Source organism: Flavobacterium cupreum (genome assembly GCF_003996965.1).
GTDB lineage: Bacteria > Bacteroidota > Bacteroidia > Flavobacteriales > Flavobacteriaceae > Flavobacterium > Flavobacterium cupreum.
On the sequence record NZ_QWDM01000002.1, the window covers coordinates 473,410 to 489,082 of the forward strand.

General features: G+C 34.8%; 15 protein-coding genes. 5 read left to right on the forward strand and 10 right to left on the reverse strand.

Annotated elements, in window-relative coordinates; all coding sequences use genetic code 11:
* Positions 1–4 precede the first annotated feature (4 nt).
* Entirely contained in the window at positions 5–910 is a 906-nt protein-coding gene (locus D0817_RS04690; RefSeq protein WP_127337243.1) for a hypothetical protein, read from the reverse strand.
* Positions 911–1,443: 533 nt separating this feature from the next.
* On the opposite strand from D0817_RS04690, the gene D0817_RS04695 reads away from it, so the two are divergent.
* Positions 1,444–2,649, forward strand: a complete 1,206-nt coding sequence (locus D0817_RS04695) for a hypothetical protein (protein ID WP_127337244.1) — start codon at positions 1,444–1,446, stop codon at positions 2,647–2,649.
* 6 nt (positions 2,650–2,655) lie between these two features.
* Positions 2,656–3,243, forward strand: coding sequence for a hypothetical protein (locus D0817_RS04700; RefSeq protein ID WP_127337245.1), 588 nt, complete (start codon positions 2,656–2,658; stop codon positions 3,241–3,243).
* Positions 3,244–3,570: 327 nt separating this feature from the next.
* On the opposite strand, the gene D0817_RS04705 is transcribed toward D0817_RS04700, so the two are convergent.
* From D0817_RS04705 to D0817_RS04720, 4 genes are all read right to left on the reverse strand, one after another.
* Entirely contained in the window at positions 3,571–3,795 is a 225-nt protein-coding gene (locus D0817_RS04705) for a hypothetical protein (RefSeq protein WP_127337246.1), read from the reverse strand.
* 378 nt (positions 3,796–4,173) lie between these two features.
* Positions 4,174–5,292 carry a DUF4236 domain-containing protein gene (locus D0817_RS04710; RefSeq protein WP_127337247.1) on the reverse strand — a complete coding sequence of 373 codons (1,119 nt, stop codon included), beginning with the start codon at positions 5,290–5,292 and terminating at the stop codon, positions 4,174–4,176.
* 221 nt (positions 5,293–5,513) lie between these two features.
* Entirely contained in the window at positions 5,514–7,241 is a 1,728-nt protein-coding gene (locus D0817_RS04715) for a M14 family metallopeptidase (protein WP_127337248.1), read from the reverse strand.
* A gap of 305 nt (positions 7,242–7,546) precedes the next feature.
* Positions 7,547–8,548, reverse strand: coding sequence for a transposase (locus D0817_RS04720; protein ID WP_127337249.1), 1,002 nt, complete (start codon positions 8,546–8,548; stop codon positions 7,547–7,549).
* 421 nt (positions 8,549–8,969) lie between these two features.
* Between D0817_RS04720 and D0817_RS04725 the strand changes: the two genes are divergently transcribed.
* Both D0817_RS04725 and D0817_RS04730 read left to right on the forward strand, forming a co-directional pair.
* Positions 8,970–10,319, forward strand: a complete 1,350-nt coding sequence (locus D0817_RS04725) for a DEAD/DEAH box helicase (protein ID WP_127337250.1) — start codon at positions 8,970–8,972, stop codon at positions 10,317–10,319.
* Between the two features lie 222 nt (positions 10,320–10,541).
* A complete protein-coding gene (locus tag D0817_RS04730) occupies positions 10,542–10,988 on the forward strand; it encodes a hypothetical protein (RefSeq protein WP_127337251.1) in 447 nt (148 codons plus the stop codon).
* Between the two features lie 121 nt (positions 10,989–11,109).
* Here the strand turns inward: D0817_RS04730 and D0817_RS04735 are convergent, their stop codons facing one another.
* From D0817_RS04735 to D0817_RS04755, 5 genes are all read right to left on the reverse strand, one after another.
* A complete protein-coding gene (locus tag D0817_RS04735) occupies positions 11,110–11,688 on the reverse strand; it encodes a PhnA domain-containing protein (RefSeq protein WP_127337252.1) in 579 nt (192 codons plus the stop codon).
* A 73-nt stretch (positions 11,689–11,761) separates the two neighbouring features.
* Positions 11,762–12,373: a zinc ribbon domain-containing protein gene (locus D0817_RS04740; protein ID WP_127337253.1), complete on the reverse strand. Its 612-nt coding sequence runs from the start codon at positions 12,371–12,373 to the stop codon at positions 11,762–11,764.
* Positions 12,374–12,457: 84 nt separating this feature from the next.
* Positions 12,458–12,916, reverse strand: a complete 459-nt coding sequence (coaD, locus tag D0817_RS04745; protein WP_127337254.1) for a pantetheine-phosphate adenylyltransferase — start codon at positions 12,914–12,916, stop codon at positions 12,458–12,460.
* A 217-nt stretch (positions 12,917–13,133) separates the two neighbouring features.
* Complete coding sequence (locus D0817_RS04750) at positions 13,134–13,826, reverse strand: DUF421 domain-containing protein (RefSeq protein WP_127337255.1); 693 nt, start codon at positions 13,824–13,826, stop codon at positions 13,134–13,136.
* A gap of 350 nt (positions 13,827–14,176) precedes the next feature.
* A complete protein-coding gene (locus D0817_RS04755) occupies positions 14,177–15,148 on the reverse strand; it encodes a D-alanine--D-alanine ligase (RefSeq protein WP_127337256.1) in 972 nt (323 codons plus the stop codon).
* A gap of 283 nt (positions 15,149–15,431) precedes the next feature.
* On the opposite strand from D0817_RS04755, the gene D0817_RS04760 reads away from it, so the two are divergent.
* Positions 15,432–15,668 (forward strand): hypothetical protein, encoded by a 237-nt coding sequence (locus D0817_RS04760; RefSeq protein ID WP_127337257.1) that lies wholly within the window; start codon positions 15,432–15,434, stop codon positions 15,666–15,668.
* Positions 15,669–15,673 lie beyond the last annotated feature (5 nt).

The window sequence follows — 15,673 nt, forward strand, 5'->3', positions numbered from 1 at the left end:
AGTTTTATTCTTTATAGCTAAAAATAAACTCCGATTTATAATCGTTTGCTATTTTTCCGCCATTGTTAGTACTAAAGTTCTCCGTCATTTTTGTCATTCTTTCCTTATTGTCAAAAGTGTAATCTGCTTTTGTGGTGTAAACAACACTGTAATTTGAACTTTGATAAACAAAAGTGTCACTGTATTCCGAAATTAAGTTTTCAGAAAGGTCAATCATTAAAGAGTAATTAAAATTTAAGAAACTGTTTAAAAAGCTGTTGAGTTTCCATTCTTCGCCAAACAGCAGTTTTTTGTAACTGTAATTATTTTTGAGGTTAGTGTACTTATAACTCATAAAACGTTCGCTTAAACTTCCGTTGTCCCCAACTTGAGAAAACTTTTCTAAATTGCCGTTTACGAAATCATATTTGTAAAAATAAGCTCCTGAAAATATCGTCCGTTTTTCGATTTCATTATTCGAATTAAGTGAAATCTCCAACGATTCTGCCGGATTATTTTCGCTGGTTTTTGTCAAAACTATTTTGCCTGCAAGATGCGTAAAAACAAATTTGGCATTCAAGATTTCATCATTTGCCGGACCTGACAATTGTTTTATTTCGGTTATTTTTCCGGCATCACTGTACAGGAAACTGGTTGTCAATAAAATTTCTTCCGAAGCATTGTAGTCAATTATTTTCGAAACCAGATTCTGATTGTTATAAGTGTAGTCACTATGTTTACCATCAGAATTTTTAACCGTTGTAAGTTTCTCATTTTCAAATTGCATGTCCTGAGAATAAATCAGTGAATTTTTATAATAATCATTAAATCTGATAGAACTGAGATTGGTTTTAATTCCTGAATCTGTAATTTCTTCATTAGAGCAGGAAACAATTGCAAGTACAGTAAATAATGCGATGAGCTTTTTCATTTCATTTTTGTTTTAAGTTATATTCTCTAGTAGCATATGCAAAGAATAGTTGCGTATTAAAATGTTAAAAATGAAATTGTTGGTTATCCTGGCGTGCCACCATTTAAAAAAAGGCCTGACAAACTTTGCGTTTATGAGGCCTTTTTTTAAATGCTGTCGGGCTATCCGCGCTACTGCGGTAGCGTGCTTCTATCCCTCACGCGGAGCTGCACTTTGAGTAGAAATTTTGTTTCAGACTTTAGTTTTTTGTGCTGGTTAGGCTTTCAGTATTAGTGATTGATTTAAATCTGAAAAAAAATACAGTAGCAAAAAGTCTTACATTTTTTTTCATTAAAATCTCAGCCGAATTTTGGCTGAATTGCATCATTTAACTACGAATATCAATTAAAACCCTACAGTTATAAATCGGTTTGCCGGACTACAAAAATTATTGTTTTACTTTATAAAAGAACACCTTTTAAGCCTTAGCTGCAGCAGTTTAAAAATGTGCTTTTTATAAGAAAAATCAAAATAATAATCTAAAGAGTTACGCGATGAAAGAAAATTTTAAGAGAGCAGTGGTTGTAATTACTACCGTACTGATTGCTGTTTTGTTTACAGGTTGTCAGCAGGAGGATGAAGTAAGAGGAGTTGCAGATGGCATAAAAGTCCAGGCCGCCAAAAGATGGTTTAATGAGTATGAGGCAAACAGGCCTAATTATGCTTTATTTGAGAATATGCAATACGTTTGGGATAAAGCCAGCGTTACAAGGTCAGAAGATGGGACAGAGACGATTATTGTACCTGTTACGGAACTCAAAAAAGACGATCGGGAATTTTGGGAGCAAAAAATGTATATTTATAAAGATAAAGATAAATATACAGCCCTTTTGTTTGAATCCTATTCCAATAAGGATGTTAAACCAGAGAGCCAATCTGTTGAAGGAGGAGATTTTACAGGTTATATGACGGTTTGGGATTTAAAGACAGGTCCTTTGAGGGCTGCCAAATTTGTAAACAATCGGGTAGTTGAGGAAGGAGTTGCCACATTTTCGAACGAAAGAAGCAAGACATTCAAAGCACCGGCAGACCCTCCCTGTATTTACGCTGATTTTGGCGATGGTGGATGTGGTGGATTATCCGGTGGTGATGGACCTGCAACTCCTTTAAGAGAGGTTATTATAAAGGCACCCAGTAAAGGAACTCCCGTTATATATTCCCCACGCAGTCCTGTAATTGGAGGGGTAACCCCGGGTGGTTATACTTCGCCTAGTGGCGGAAATGGTGGAGGTGGTGGTTCCACTAGTAATAATGTAGCGGTTTATCCTGATTGTGCTAGTATAAATTTTATAAAGATGGCAGGATTGCCGTGGCAGGAAGCTGCGGTTAGGAATATTAATTTTAAGATTCAAATTATTCAATCCTTAACACCATTAATTTCTAGTACGGAAATGATTATATTGCCACAAGCTGTATCATTTCAAATGCCGACAAATACTGTAATAGGGAATACAAATATTACTCCGGGAATGGCAGCAAGTATAGTTGCAAAGGCTATAAATGCAGCAATGGTTGAAACAAAGAATTATTATAAAGCTGTTCCTGCTACCGAACTAATGGTTAATCAGTTCTTTAAAAAAGCATTGAAAGATACATTTGAATTAATGGTTCCTGGAAGTAGGCTTCAGTTAAATCCCATTAGCACCGTTCCGCCAACTGAATATAAAAGTAATTGGATTTTTCCAAGTAATTGTAAGTAATTAAATATGTTAATAGAAATTTTAAAAAGTATTTCAAATTCCAATTATCCTGATAATGTTTCAGAACTTAATGAATTAACGAAATATAATGAAAGTAAAGAGCATCAAAATTTATGTAAAATATTAACTTCATTTGAAAACATGCATCGAAATGAAGGAATGTTTAATGAGTTTATGAACGAATTTAAAGAAATAAATTTATCTATGAATTTTCACGATGTAACATCTTTTAATTCTTGTGATAGAGCTTTAAATTTACAACTTACCCAAATGGTTGGGAATCATCTTCATTCCATTTGTTTGAATATTAGTGTTTTAGTTCCATATTTTACATATTATGTTTTGGATGCTACATTAGATTTAGAACATGGTAGGTGGATTGATAAACCATACAAAAATGAAGCACTAGAAAAAGTTTATGTTAATGAAATAAATAAAATTATTAAGATGGTTGAAAAAAAGTACAACATTATTAAATTTCCATCAGAATTACTAGATTACAAACTTCCAAGAATAAGTAGAGGATTTATTCCTTTTGGGGATTTTACTTTTTTTAATGCATTCTTTTTGGATGAATATTATACAAGATTATGAAATGTTTTATTTACTTCTTTTTAATTTTAGGCATTGGGATGCTAATTTACGGTTGCATTTATCCAACTGAATATTGTTTAGATATTAATATTCATGATACATATTATGTCTTTACCTATTTGCCTGTAGCAACAATTCTATTGTTATTTTCTTTAATACTTTATATTGCTTTTCTGATCTACAAAAGGGTCAGGTAATTATTGATTCCATACTAACTCCACGCTTGGACGAGCGACTCGCTAATGAATGTAAGTATTGTAAACACCTAAAATAAATAAACCCCGAACTTTTTGAGTTCGGGGTTTTCATTTAAAATATCAAAGAAATTTATTCAGCTTCCAGATAAGGATTTAAAATTTCGGCTAATTCATTGAGCCAATAAAAGTTGGATTCTATTCCGTTTGGTGGGGTTTCCTGTTCCCGCATTACGCCTAAAGCCAGTGTGTAATTTACCTGCCTGATTACTTTAGCCATATCTTCCGGGGCTATCGCGTGATTAAAAAAATCAATTAGCCTTTTTTCGGCTTCTTTTGAAAAAGTGTTTGTACTCATAACTTACATTTTAGTGAATATAAAAACCTTGTTAGTAGTGTATTACGGGTCATTAAAGCAGACCGTAAATCTACTACAAGGGAAATTTTATTTAATCTAATGTCGTAAGTTTAAGAAGTTTCAAATATAAGAAAAAACTTTCATATTTAAACAATTTCTTTTTCAATTGTAATGTTACAAAAAAAGGCTTTATTAAAGATGATTTACAAAATAACTTTCTATAAAAGTTTGTAATAAGTCAATGATTAAAATACCTTATTTTAGCGGGACTTGCTGGACAATAAAGACGAAATGAAAATAAAAATAAAAACCTCGTAAGTTTCTGATTTACGAGGTTTTTTGGTTATGCTTAAGAGCAGGAATCGCACAGAATAGAAATTATAATTGTTTCAATGATTTAATTGTTGCCTGATAATCCCCAAATGCTCTGCCAAAATCTTCCGTAAACTCAGAATTACTAAATTCATATTCTTCATTAAGGCCTGTATTGGTTTTCAATTTAATTTCACCATAACGAACTACTGGAATTTGGTAATTACCTTTAAATCTTTTATCAGGAGTACCATTTTTATTAACTTTTGCCCAATTGCGATCAATTACTTTTGAATCTTTAGGAATAGATCCTGTTTCGGTAAATCTTACGAAACTTTGACTGATAATAATTTCATCTATTCCAATCAAAGCAAAATTTGTGTTATTGGAATACATAACTATAAAGCTTGGATAAAAATATAAGTCAGCTCCATTTGCATTTTGAAAATAAAGAGCATTAAAATCGGACTTTATCTCTGGAAGTGATTTTAAAGCGAATCTTACCTCTTTCTTTTGTACAAGCGTACTGGCTGATGATCTGGCTACAACCCTATCCTGAGAATGGGCACTTGTTACGTCCCAAATTTTTTGTGAAGTTGTCAATTTAGTAAATGCCTTCAACAGAGTTTCATATTTTTCTCTGATTTCAGGATCAAAATCAATCTCAAGTTTAACAAAGCAATTTTCGATATGTTTTTTTGCTTCTACTATTGCTTGCTTTTGCGCTTCAATATCAGTTTTGATGTTTTCGGGAATATTCTTTTTAACTAATCCATAAATTAAAAAATAACTTAGACCAAGCTTTAGTTTTGAAGAACTTAAGCTCGTTTGTATTTTTAATAAATCTTTTTTTAAGTCTTTTCTTTGTTCACGAGCCAAAAGAATTGATTCTTTAATTCCCTGCATATTTTGACTTGTGATTTCCTGAATATCAGAACTAAAAATATTGTCTGAAAGTTCTATCGTGTCATTATAAGTTTCAGGCTTTAGATTAGTACCGGAACCAGATAATTTCTGTCGATTATTAATTCCTAAAATTGGAACACTAGTATTTAAGTAAGTTCCTGATTTTCCAAAAGTCATGCTGGCTCCTTTAACTCCAATAGAGGTGGTAATACCACTTTTGCTTAAATTCAGATGAACTCCCGGGATAATTTTAATTCGTTTACGTATACTCCAAGCCATACTTTTTGTTTTTAAATTATTACAATCCAAAAATAAAAGCATTCTAAAAGAAAATATTACGGAAAACCATAATACATTTAAATTTACCCCAGCCTATATTCCTCTTTATTAAAGTTCCCGAAAAAATAACAACAATCCATACGCAAACCTTTGCGACCTCTCGCGTTTTTCAACCCAATCAAAAACAAAAAACCTTAGCGAACTTTGCGGTTAAGAAAAATCTACAAAACACGATAAACCGGATACTGCAAATGCGCCTTCTCATAATAAGCAGAATGTTTGTAAATCCATTCCAATTGTGCTTCGGGACTTTTAGCAAACGTGGCGTCAGATTCTTTTTTAGCTTCGAGTTCAGCTTTCAATGTTGTATTATCTTTTAAAAGTTTCGCAGCCGTATCTTCAAAAACATATTCGGAATAATGTTCTTTTTGCTGTAAAATAGGATCGAAGAAATTCCAGTTGAAGAAAGAATCAACCCCTTCCGGTTCGAGAGCTTCCAATAGATATTTTACCCCTTTTTGATTTGTTGGAACGAGGTAATCGCCTTTCGAAAAAGTAACTTTTACGATTTTAGAAGTAATGGTCGTATTTCTGTGAATGTAATGCCCTTCATAAGCCGATGGAGCGGTTTTGAAATCTGCAATTTTATAGCTTTCGACTTCTATTATCGTATCCTTTTTTAAAGTAGAGTAGGTGATGGCATTGTTTTTCAAAAGATCAATAATATTCCAATACCCACGTGGAATAATATAAGCGGTCGGAATCACAACTTCTTTCACGGATTTGAATTCCTTAATGTACGGAACGTCTTTTTTATAAGGTTTGCTGCGGTCATAAAACAAGCGATTTCCTGTTGTGGCTTCACTTTTTTTGTAACCCGCTTCATAGCCCAGGAATGAAAAAGGAGTCGTTTTGGTACTGTCCATTTCCCATTTCAAAGTATAGGTCTTTTTGGGTTTATATTGTTCTTCGTTTTTCAGTCGAAGTTCTTTTATTTTTAGGTAATTGGCGTCCATGAAATCAATGGTCGACTTCATGTATTCGTAGGTTACTTTAACACGGTCGGCATATTTTTTCAGCATGTGTGTTTCCACCACAAATCCAATGGTATTGTAGAGCGAAGTATAACCTGTGGTATATCTCGGACTATCTGTAAACTGACCGAAACCTTTGTCTGGTGTATCCTTAAACGAATCGACGTAAGGTGTCGTTTCTATTTTTTTATTTTGCAGGTCTTTTACCAAAGCAGGCATCATTTGGGTATTCATAAAATCACCCAGAACAGTTCCTAATTTGTTGTGTTGCGTCATGATGTAGGTTAGTTTGTACTGATAATCAGATCCGTTACTAACGTGATTGTCTATAAAAACATCGGCATTTGTTTTCTGGAAAATCTCGACAAAACTTTTGGTGTTACGCGTATCCGATTTCATAAAATCGCGATTCAGGTCGTAGTTTCTGGCGTTACCGCGAAAACCATAAATTTCAGGACCATCCTGATTGGCTCTTGTGGTGGAATTTCGGTTTAAAGCGCCACCTATATTGTACACCGGAATGGTGACGATAACCGTATTTTTGGGAGCCTTGATTTTTCCTAAAGCCAGATCGCGGAACAATTGCATGGTAGCGTCAATTCCGTCAGGCTCTCCGGCGTGTATTCCGTTATTCACTAACAGGACGGCTTTGTTTTTCTGAATTTTAGTAAAGTCAAATTCTTTGTCCGGATTAAAAGTGATCATATGTAAAGGATATCCTGAATCTGTCAGGCCCATTTCGAGCATCTGTATTGTTGGGAAATCATGCGATAATAGGGTGTAGTAGTTGATGGTTTCCTGATAGTCTGCCGCCTGATTTCCATTTCCTTTTTCGAAAAAAGTATCGTATTTTTTGGTGTTTTGGGCGAAAAGAGTAAGTGTAAAAAGGGAAATGACAATGGTAAAAAGTCTCATGATTTGGGTTTTTAATAGAAAAGTCAAATATAAAGTTTTATTTGTTTCAGGTTTCAGGTTTTAAGTTGAAATGAGGGTAGGGCAATTTTGGCATTTAAACGCAAGGCACGCAAAGTTTTTTAATATAGGAGGGTTTAAAAACGCAAAGTTCGCAAAGCTTTATAATCAAAACTTGGCGATTTTGCGTGATTGCAGCTTTACGAACTTTGTGAATTATAAATACAGAAACTTTGATATTTTACCGTAAAGAGTACTAATTTATTTCACGCATTCTATCATAAAATGCAAGTAAATGGATTGAAAATTTATGATGCAAATTTATAAGTATTGATATAGGGAGTTCCTCTGCTAATGACAGCAAAAACTCTGCTTATAAGTTTGCATCTTATATTATTCATAACGAGCATTGAATTTTTTCCTTCAGCTTTTTTTATATTGTAATATTCCTTTAACTGCGGATCGTATTTTATTGCTGTCAAAACGCACATTTGCAATAGTGACTTCATTTTTTTATCTGCCATATGATTTACTTTTGTCTTTCCTCTAACACTTGTACCAGAGCTAAATTCAAAAGGTGCAACACCACTATAGCAGGCAAATTTCCTCCAATTATCGAAAGATGAAAAACCTTTCGTAGCAATGATCAAATAGGCACTGGTCTGCGCTCCAATTCCAGGAATTGATCGGGCAAGCTGGTCTTGTTTATTCAACTGATCATTTGATTTTATAACTTCTTTGATTCTAATTTCAATTTTCTTAATCGAATTCTTAATTTGTTTTAGCAAAGCTCCGTTAACTCCGGATATTTCCTTGTAAATTTCTTTTTGGGTAAACTCCTTATTTTCTCTGGATGTCTGAGGAATTAAAAGTGCTTTGATCATTTTTGCTCTTTCTGTAAAGAGAATTTTTAATTTCTGAACATCAACATCAGCTAGAGTGAAAAGATTTAGTTTGTCTAAATGTCTATAACTGTAATATGATATATCTTTTGAATCGGTTTTATCATTTTTTCCTCTTGAAATGCCTTTCGATTTTTTTATTTCAATCGCGGGAACCACCCATAGATCCAACTCCTTATTCAACAAAACAAAAGATAAATGATTCGTGTAAACTCCAGTATTCTCACAACAAAAAAGAGTACGATTTAGATCTATCTTCTTTTGTAAAATCTTAATCAAATCAGAAATACTCTTTATATCATTCCTAATAATTAAATGCTGTGATTGAAGAGTTAAAGAGTCTAAAATATTGATATCCAATTTGTCTTTTGAAATATCAATGCCTGCATGGAACAAATAATTTTTCATAACTTTGAGTTTAGATAAACAAAAATGTTGAACTTCTTTAGAGCCTTTATTAGACCGCTATGTCTATCATTCTATTTGAAGCAATTCAACGGGATTCAAGGAGAAGGCAGAGGACTAATGCGCGACATAGTTCCTGACTAGCAAAGTCGATAGTTCACCTCTGCTTTCCTTTGAATAAATTTACTCTTTTTTAAACTAATCCAAAGTAAAGGCAAAGTCGCAAAGTCGCAAAGAAAATAAACTTGGCGACTTTGCGACTTTGCGTGATTGAATAAAAAAAACCTTGCGTAAACCCCTGCAAACTTTGCGTGATTGAATAAAAAAAAACTTTGCGTAAATCCTTGCGAACTTTGCGGTTAAAAAACTTGAAAGAAAGAAAACGTGAAAACCTGAAACCACTTTTTTTGATTACTTTTGCAAAATGAATAAAAAACACCATTCCAACAATATACTTTTGAATTTAGGCATCGAAAGCCTGAACGAAATGCAGGAAGTTGCACAGGATGCAATTCTTAACGACAATAACGTTTTATTACTTTCCCCGACAGGATCAGGTAAAACGTTGGCTTTTTTATTGCCGGTTTTAGAATTATTACAGCCTGAAATTCTTTCCGTTCAATGTTTAATTTTAGTTCCTTCCCGTGAATTAGGACTGCAAATCGAACAGGTCTGGAAAAAAATGGGCACCGATTATAAAGTAAATATCTGCTACGGAGGTCACTCGATAGATACTGAAATCAAAAACTTAAGCAATCCTCCGGCAGTTTTAATCGGAACGCCGGGACGAATTGCAGATCATATTGACAGGGGAACTTTTCGTCTGGATAAAGTTCAGACCCTAATTCTGGATGAATTTGACAAATCACTGCAATTGGGTTTTCATGAGCAAATGTCTTTTATCATTGGGAAATTAACGAAACTGAACAAAAGGGTCTTGGTTTCGGCTACTTCAGATGTTGAGATTCCACGATATACGAGAGTCGTTAATCCAACTGTTCTGGATTTTATTCCTGAAGAAGAAGAAAAGACCAATCTGTCAATGAAAATGGTGGTTTCTTCTGCAAAAGATAAGCTGGGGAGTTTATTCAATCTGATTTGTTCGCTGAAATCACAATCGGCGATTATTTTCTGCAATCACCGTGATGCGGCGGAGCGCATTAGTGATACACTGAACGAAAAAGGAATCTACTCTGTTTATTATCATGGCGGAATGGATCAGGACGAGCGTGAACGCGCTTTGATTCAGTTCAGAAACGGAAGTGTGAGTTATTTAATCACAACCGATCTTGCGGCCCGTGGTCTGGATATTCCGGAAATGAAGCATGTAATTCATTATCATTTGCCTTTAAAAGAAGACGAATTTACCCACCGTAACGGTCGTACAGCACGTATGCTTGCTTCCGGAACGGCTTATATACTGATTCACGAAAGTGAAAAACAACTCGATTATATTGACTACGGAATGGATGTCCTGAATGTCGATAACGTAACAACATTACCAAAACCACCGGAATTTCAAACCATTTATATTAGTGGCGGAAAGAAAAACAAATTAAATAAAATTGACATTGTAGGTTTCTTTTCCCAAAAAGGAAAACTGGAAAAAGGAGATTTAGGTCTTATTGAAGTAAAAGACTTTATTTCGTTTGCAGCAGTAAAATATAATAAGGTAACAGAGTTGCTGAAAAATATCAGGGACGAGAAAATGAAAGGCAAAAAATTTAAAATTGAAGTGGCCAGAAAGGTCGTTAAAAAGGAAGAAGAGCGATAAAAGCAATGAATTTTGACCAATTTTTGAGAAAATTAACAAAGTTTAAAGCCATTATTTTTAGTTTATTTCATTGATTATTAAAAGGTTACATTCGGTTTGTTTTGCCGCTTTGGAATTTTAACTAATATTCACAATTTAATGTTAATAAAATAGCAGTTGTAGCGGTAATTTTTCATAATTTCGGCGTTTATAATATTAGTAAAAATTAACCCCAAATTCGTTATGAAAAAAATTATTACCCTTGCCATTTTGCTCTTTAGTTTTGTTTCGTTTGCACAGATTAAAGTTCTTGAAACTGTACCAGTTGAAAAATTGGGAAAAGTAAATAACAATTATATTCAAAAAATTGGAGATGAATATACTGTTTATTATACTAGCATCCAGAATGATGATGACTCTTCTGCTTTAAGAAAGTTTTCATTTAAAAACGTAAACAATGATTACACAGGCCTTTATAATATTATTATGGGAGGTTTTACTGCAAGCCCTTTGTACGATATTAAATTAGAATTGCCTAATAACTATATCTGGTTGCACTACACAGGAAGTGTTATTCCTGAGAAAGCTACAGTTCAGTTCATGGTTTCTTCAAAAGAAGCTTCTTCTGCAACAAGCAGCGTTTCTGAGCCATTCGTAAAAGATCAGATCAATAAATTATTCCAGAAATAATTTACTTTCAAGCATAAAACCAAAAAAGGCTATTCAGATTTTGAATAGCCTTTTTTAGTTTCAGGTTATAAAAATAAAATCTTTGCAACTTTGTTCCTTTGAACCTTTGTACCTTTAAAAATTATATCTTCTTCACGTACTGCGTGATAATGACAATCTGTTGACCGTCTACTTTTCCTTCTATGTATTCGGCATTTTCATGGTCTAAGCGAATGTTACGAACAGCAGTTCCCTGTTTGGCGACCATGCTTGATCCTTTTACCTTTAGGTCTTTGATTAAAACAACAGAATCTCCGTGTTCTAAAATTACGCCGTTGCTGTCACGGTGTACCAGTTTGTTTTCAGCTTCTTCGCCTTCACCTGTTGCTTTTGCCCAGGCCAGCGTATCTTCGTCCAGGTACATCATATCCAGTAATTCCTGTGACCATCCTGCAGCACGCAAACGGCTTAACATTCTCCAGGCCACAACCTGTACGGCTACATTCTCGTTCCACATGCTGTCGTTTAAGCATCTCCAGTGATTTAAATCGACATTATCCGGATTTTCGATCTGGTCTACACAAGTGCCGCACGCCATTACGCTTTCGTCAATCCCGCCTTTTTGGGTGGGCAGAACCGTATATACTTTAAGGTTTTCGGTTGCGCCGCAAAGTTCACATTTCGATCCGCTGCGTTTGTTTAATTCTCTTTCTATGCTCATGTTTTTGATCTTATTTTTTGGCGAAAGTAGAGTTAAATACTACGTTTCGCAAATTATGCCTGAAGATTAAATTCTAATTGCGTTTAACTTCATAAATTTTCTTTTCATTATAAAGTTTTAACATATCTTTTTTAGATATGTTAGATTTCTTTGTGTAATTTTTGTCAATATCAATTTTATCCATCTCTGTTTTACTACCTATTTCCATATCATTCAGGAAAACAGTCAGACTGTCTTTTGAAACCTGATTTATTTTTAAGGTAGTATAATAGCCTTCAACTGAGTCTAAATAATAAATATCTCCGGCTTTTGGATCTTTAATAAAGCTTGCTGTGTCTAAGTCTGTCTGATGTGAACTGTAGGAAACAAGACCGATAATAGCAGCAATTAAAAACAACCCCGAAAACATCCAGATCGGAGTCTTCACTTTGTTTTTTTCTTTTTCTCCTTCCAGTTTTTGCTGTATTGGCGCTGGTAATTCTTTTTGTTCGAATGTTTTTTTGCAAGAATTACATTCAGCAAAAGTTAATTTTTTGATTGGGAAAAAAGGGATGAGATACAAGTGACCATATTTTCCAAATACGCTGTAAATCATTGACACATTGGTGTTGCAATTGGGACAATCTACATTAATAATTTGCCCATTTCTTAAATTCGTAGCTTTGGTTCCGTAATAAAATACCATTTTTAGTGTTTTGGTTAATTGTACAAAAATAGATATATATGTTACTTCTCCAAATTTATATTTTTAAGTTAAATTTAGCTGGAATTACTTCTTCACCCTAACAGCATCCGGTACCAATAATTCATATTCACCATTATTGCGCAATACATCGCGAACAATACTCGAACTGATATAAGATGTTTTGGCAGCCGTTAAAAGAAATACCGTTTCTATTTTAGAAAGGCGTCTGTTGGTGTGTGCAATGGCTTTTTCGAATTCGAAATCGGCCGGATTTCGCAAACCTCTTAAAATGAAATTCGCTTTTAGTTTTTTGGCCAGATCTATGGTCAGTCCTTCATAAGTGATCACCGAAATTTTGGGTTCGTCTTTAAAGGTTTCTTCGATAAAACGTTTCCGCTCTTCCAGTGAAAACATGTATTTTTTTTCGGCATTAACACCAATCGCAATTACAATTTCGTCAAACAGGGAAATTCCTCTTTTGATGATATCTTCGTGACCCAGCGTAATCGGATCGAATGATCCGGGGAATATGGCTTTTCTCATTTTTTAAGGTTCAGAGTTTTTTTAAGGTTCAAAGATTCAAAGTTACAAAGGTTCAGAGTTTTTTAATCAAACAAGCTAAAGCTTTTTTTTTTAAAGGTTCAGAGGTTCACAGTGACAAAGGTTCAGAGTTTTTTAAATAAAGATGCTAGAGTTTTATTGATTTTTATTGGAATTTGGAATTTATCCAAATCACGATTAGAATTGGAATTTAACTCTATTACGTTATTCTAAGTGTTTTGATGGCCGGAACCCACTCGTCTTTTTGGCATACTTCACATTTAGCAGTTCCCGGCTTTTGTTCTTCGGTATGACCGCAAAAAGTACAGGCATGAACGCCTTCGCTCTCAATAATTTTACTTTTTTTATTGAATGCGGCCGGTAAAATCGGAAGGCCGTATTGTACCTCTTTATCTTCATAAAAAAAGACGCTTACTTCACCGCTGGTTTCTATAAAGGCATGTTTTACCTGCCCAAGATGTTCGATGGATTTTATGCGTAGTTCTGAGAAAAACTCATCCTGCGCGAGACTTTCTTTTTTGAATGTAGCGATAGAAAATTTACCATTATTGATCAGACATTCAGTTTTGCCTTCAATGAATTCTTCAAATTTCTTGCTTTTCCCCGTAAGCCAGGTTACGCCCCGATATAAAGCAATAATTACCGTAAAAACAATGGCCGCCGGAACAATGCCAACATCTTCATAAAACATGGGATCTCCCGCTGCGGAACCTAAGGCAATAATAATGACGGTTTCGAAAATGGATAGTTGTTTTACACCTCGTTTTCCGGCCAGTTTTAAGGTGAGCAACAGAATTGTAAACATGACTGTGGATCGAAAAATAACTTCCAGAGCAAAATTCTCCGGCAGATCGTTATAAAATATTCTGTTCCATTCGAAAATTTCTTTCATTTTTTTTGAGGTTCTAAGTTTCTGAGTGGCTAAGGTACTAAGTCCTGTTTATTAAAATTTAGATTTTTTCTGGTGATTTTTATAATTTTACCACTTTCATAAAGTTTATTTAATTCTTCTAAATTATGTTTTGTGTCATTTCGACGAAGGAGAAATCGCATTCAGAGCGCAACGCATCATAAATTGTTACGGGACTTCGACTTCGCTCAGTCTGACATTCGATTTCCCTCAGTCTGACATTCGACTCCGCTCAGTCTGACAGTTCGACTTCATGTAGTCTGACAATATTGTGATTAAAAAAATAAGGTTCTAAAACTTAGCGTCTCAGAACCTTAGGATCTTAGCAACTTTTAAGAAAGAGCCAGCTCAATCGCATTGGTAAACAAATCTTCCAGGGAGATTCCGGCTGCCTTTGCTTGTTGCGGAATCAGGCTTTCTGTTGTTAATCCCGGAATCGTGTTCATTTCGAGCATGTACGGCTCGTTGTCTACGATAATGAATTCGCTTCTCGAGAAACCTTTCATTTTCAACACTTCGTAAGCACGTTTTGCCGTTTCTCCCACTTTTTGAGTTAATTCGTCTGAAATTCTGGCAGGTGTTATTTCCTGTGACTTTCCTTCGTATTTGGCTTCGTAGTCAAAGAAATCATTGTCTGATACAATTTCTGTAATCGGTAAAACTTTGATTTCGCCTTTATAATTAATGACACCAACCGAAACTTCCGTTCCGTCAAGGAAACTTTCGATGATGATTTCGTTGTCTTCTTTATAAGCCACTTCAATGGCAATTGGCAATTCGGCTTCTGTTTTTACTTTTGAAATTCCGAAGCTCGAACCTGCTTTGTTTGGTTTTACGAAACAGGGTAAACCGACTTTTTTTACAATTTCGGCTGTATTGATCGCATCACCTTTGTTAAGGTAATAGGAAATTGCCGTTTTGATTCCGTATGGTTTTAAAACCGAAAGCAAATCACGTTTATTGAAAGTCAATGCGGACTGGTAATAATCACAGGAAGATTGCGGGATGTTTAGTAATTCGAAATAAGCCTGCATAAGTCCGTCTTCGCCCGGAGTTCCGTGGATGGCGTTGAAAACACAGTCGAAAGTGATTTTTTGTCCGTTTACGGTAACGGAGAAATCATTTTTATCAATTGGAAATTCAGCATCGTTTTCATCTACATAGACCCATTTTTCCTTAAAAATATGAATACGGAAACCGATATATTTCGTTTTGTCAAGGTATTGGTGTACGACGTTTCCGCTGATAAGAGAAATTTTATATTCGCTTGAATATCCGCCCATGATGATGGCTATGTTTTTCATTTTTTGATGTTTATTTGTTTAAACGTTTATTTGTTTATTCGTTTCAGGTTTTCTTTGTTTCAGGTTTTTATGGGTGATTCTCATTTTTGTCAGGCTGAGCGACATTTAAAACTTTTTTTGTCAGGCTGAGCGAAGTCGAAGCCCACGTTTGCTGCATCACTTTGCGGAGGCTTCGACTTCGCTCAGCCTGACAATTTGAACTTCGATAAGTGTGACACTTCGACTTCGCTCAGCCAGACAATCCGGTTTCGTTCAGCCTGACAAACAAAACTTAAAATATTTTATGAAAACAAGTGCCCCAGCCCTGATGGCAGCGGCATCCTTTTGTGCCGGTGTTCGGCATAAAAGATACAGCGGACAGCAGGAAATGGCTCCTGAAAATCATCCTTCGGCTTCGCTCAGGATGACAAACGGCTTCGCTCAGGATGACAATCGACTTCGCTCAGCACGACAAACGGCTTGGCTCAGGACAACAATCCCTATACTTTCTTGTTTTAAACAAAATTATCATTTTTTTTGAAACGA

Coding starts and splice junctions, on each gene's coding strand:
- coaD (WP_127337254.1), bottom strand. CDS start 12,916: ATGAGAAAAGCCATATTCCCCGGATCATTCGATCCGATTACGCTGGGT.
- D0817_RS04725 (WP_127337250.1), top strand. CDS start 8,970: ATGAATAAAAAACACCATTCCAACAATATACTTTTGAATTTAGGCATC.
- D0817_RS04750 (WP_127337255.1), bottom strand. CDS start 13,826: ATGAAAGAAATTTTCGAATGGAACAGAATATTTTATAACGATCTGCCG.
- D0817_RS04695 (WP_127337244.1), top strand. CDS start 1,444: ATGAAAGAAAATTTTAAGAGAGCAGTGGTTGTAATTACTACCGTACTG.
- D0817_RS04715 (WP_127337248.1), bottom strand. CDS start 7,241: ATGAGACTTTTTACCATTGTCATTTCCCTTTTTACACTTACTCTTTTC.
- D0817_RS04740 (WP_127337253.1), bottom strand. CDS start 12,373: ATGGTATTTTATTACGGAACCAAAGCTACGAATTTAAGAAATGGGCAA.
- D0817_RS04720 (WP_127337249.1), bottom strand. CDS start 8,548: ATGAAAAATTATTTGTTCCATGCAGGCATTGATATTTCAAAAGACAAA.
- D0817_RS04705 (WP_127337246.1), bottom strand. CDS start 3,795: ATGAGTACAAACACTTTTTCAAAAGAAGCCGAAAAAAGGCTAATTGAT.
- D0817_RS04700 (WP_127337245.1), top strand. CDS start 2,656: ATGTTAATAGAAATTTTAAAAAGTATTTCAAATTCCAATTATCCTGAT.
- D0817_RS04760 (WP_127337257.1), top strand. CDS start 15,432: ATGAAAACAAGTGCCCCAGCCCTGATGGCAGCGGCATCCTTTTGTGCC.
- D0817_RS04735 (WP_127337252.1), bottom strand. CDS start 11,688: ATGAGCATAGAAAGAGAATTAAACAAACGCAGCGGATCGAAATGTGAA.
- D0817_RS04730 (WP_127337251.1), top strand. CDS start 10,542: ATGAAAAAAATTATTACCCTTGCCATTTTGCTCTTTAGTTTTGTTTCG.
- D0817_RS04710 (WP_127337247.1), bottom strand. CDS start 5,292: ATGGCTTGGAGTATACGTAAACGAATTAAAATTATCCCGGGAGTTCAT.
- D0817_RS04755 (WP_127337256.1), bottom strand. CDS start 15,148: ATGAAAAACATAGCCATCATCATGGGCGGATATTCAAGCGAATATAAA.
- D0817_RS04690 (WP_127337243.1), bottom strand. CDS start 910: ATGAAAAAGCTCATCGCATTATTTACTGTACTTGCAATTGTTTCCTGC.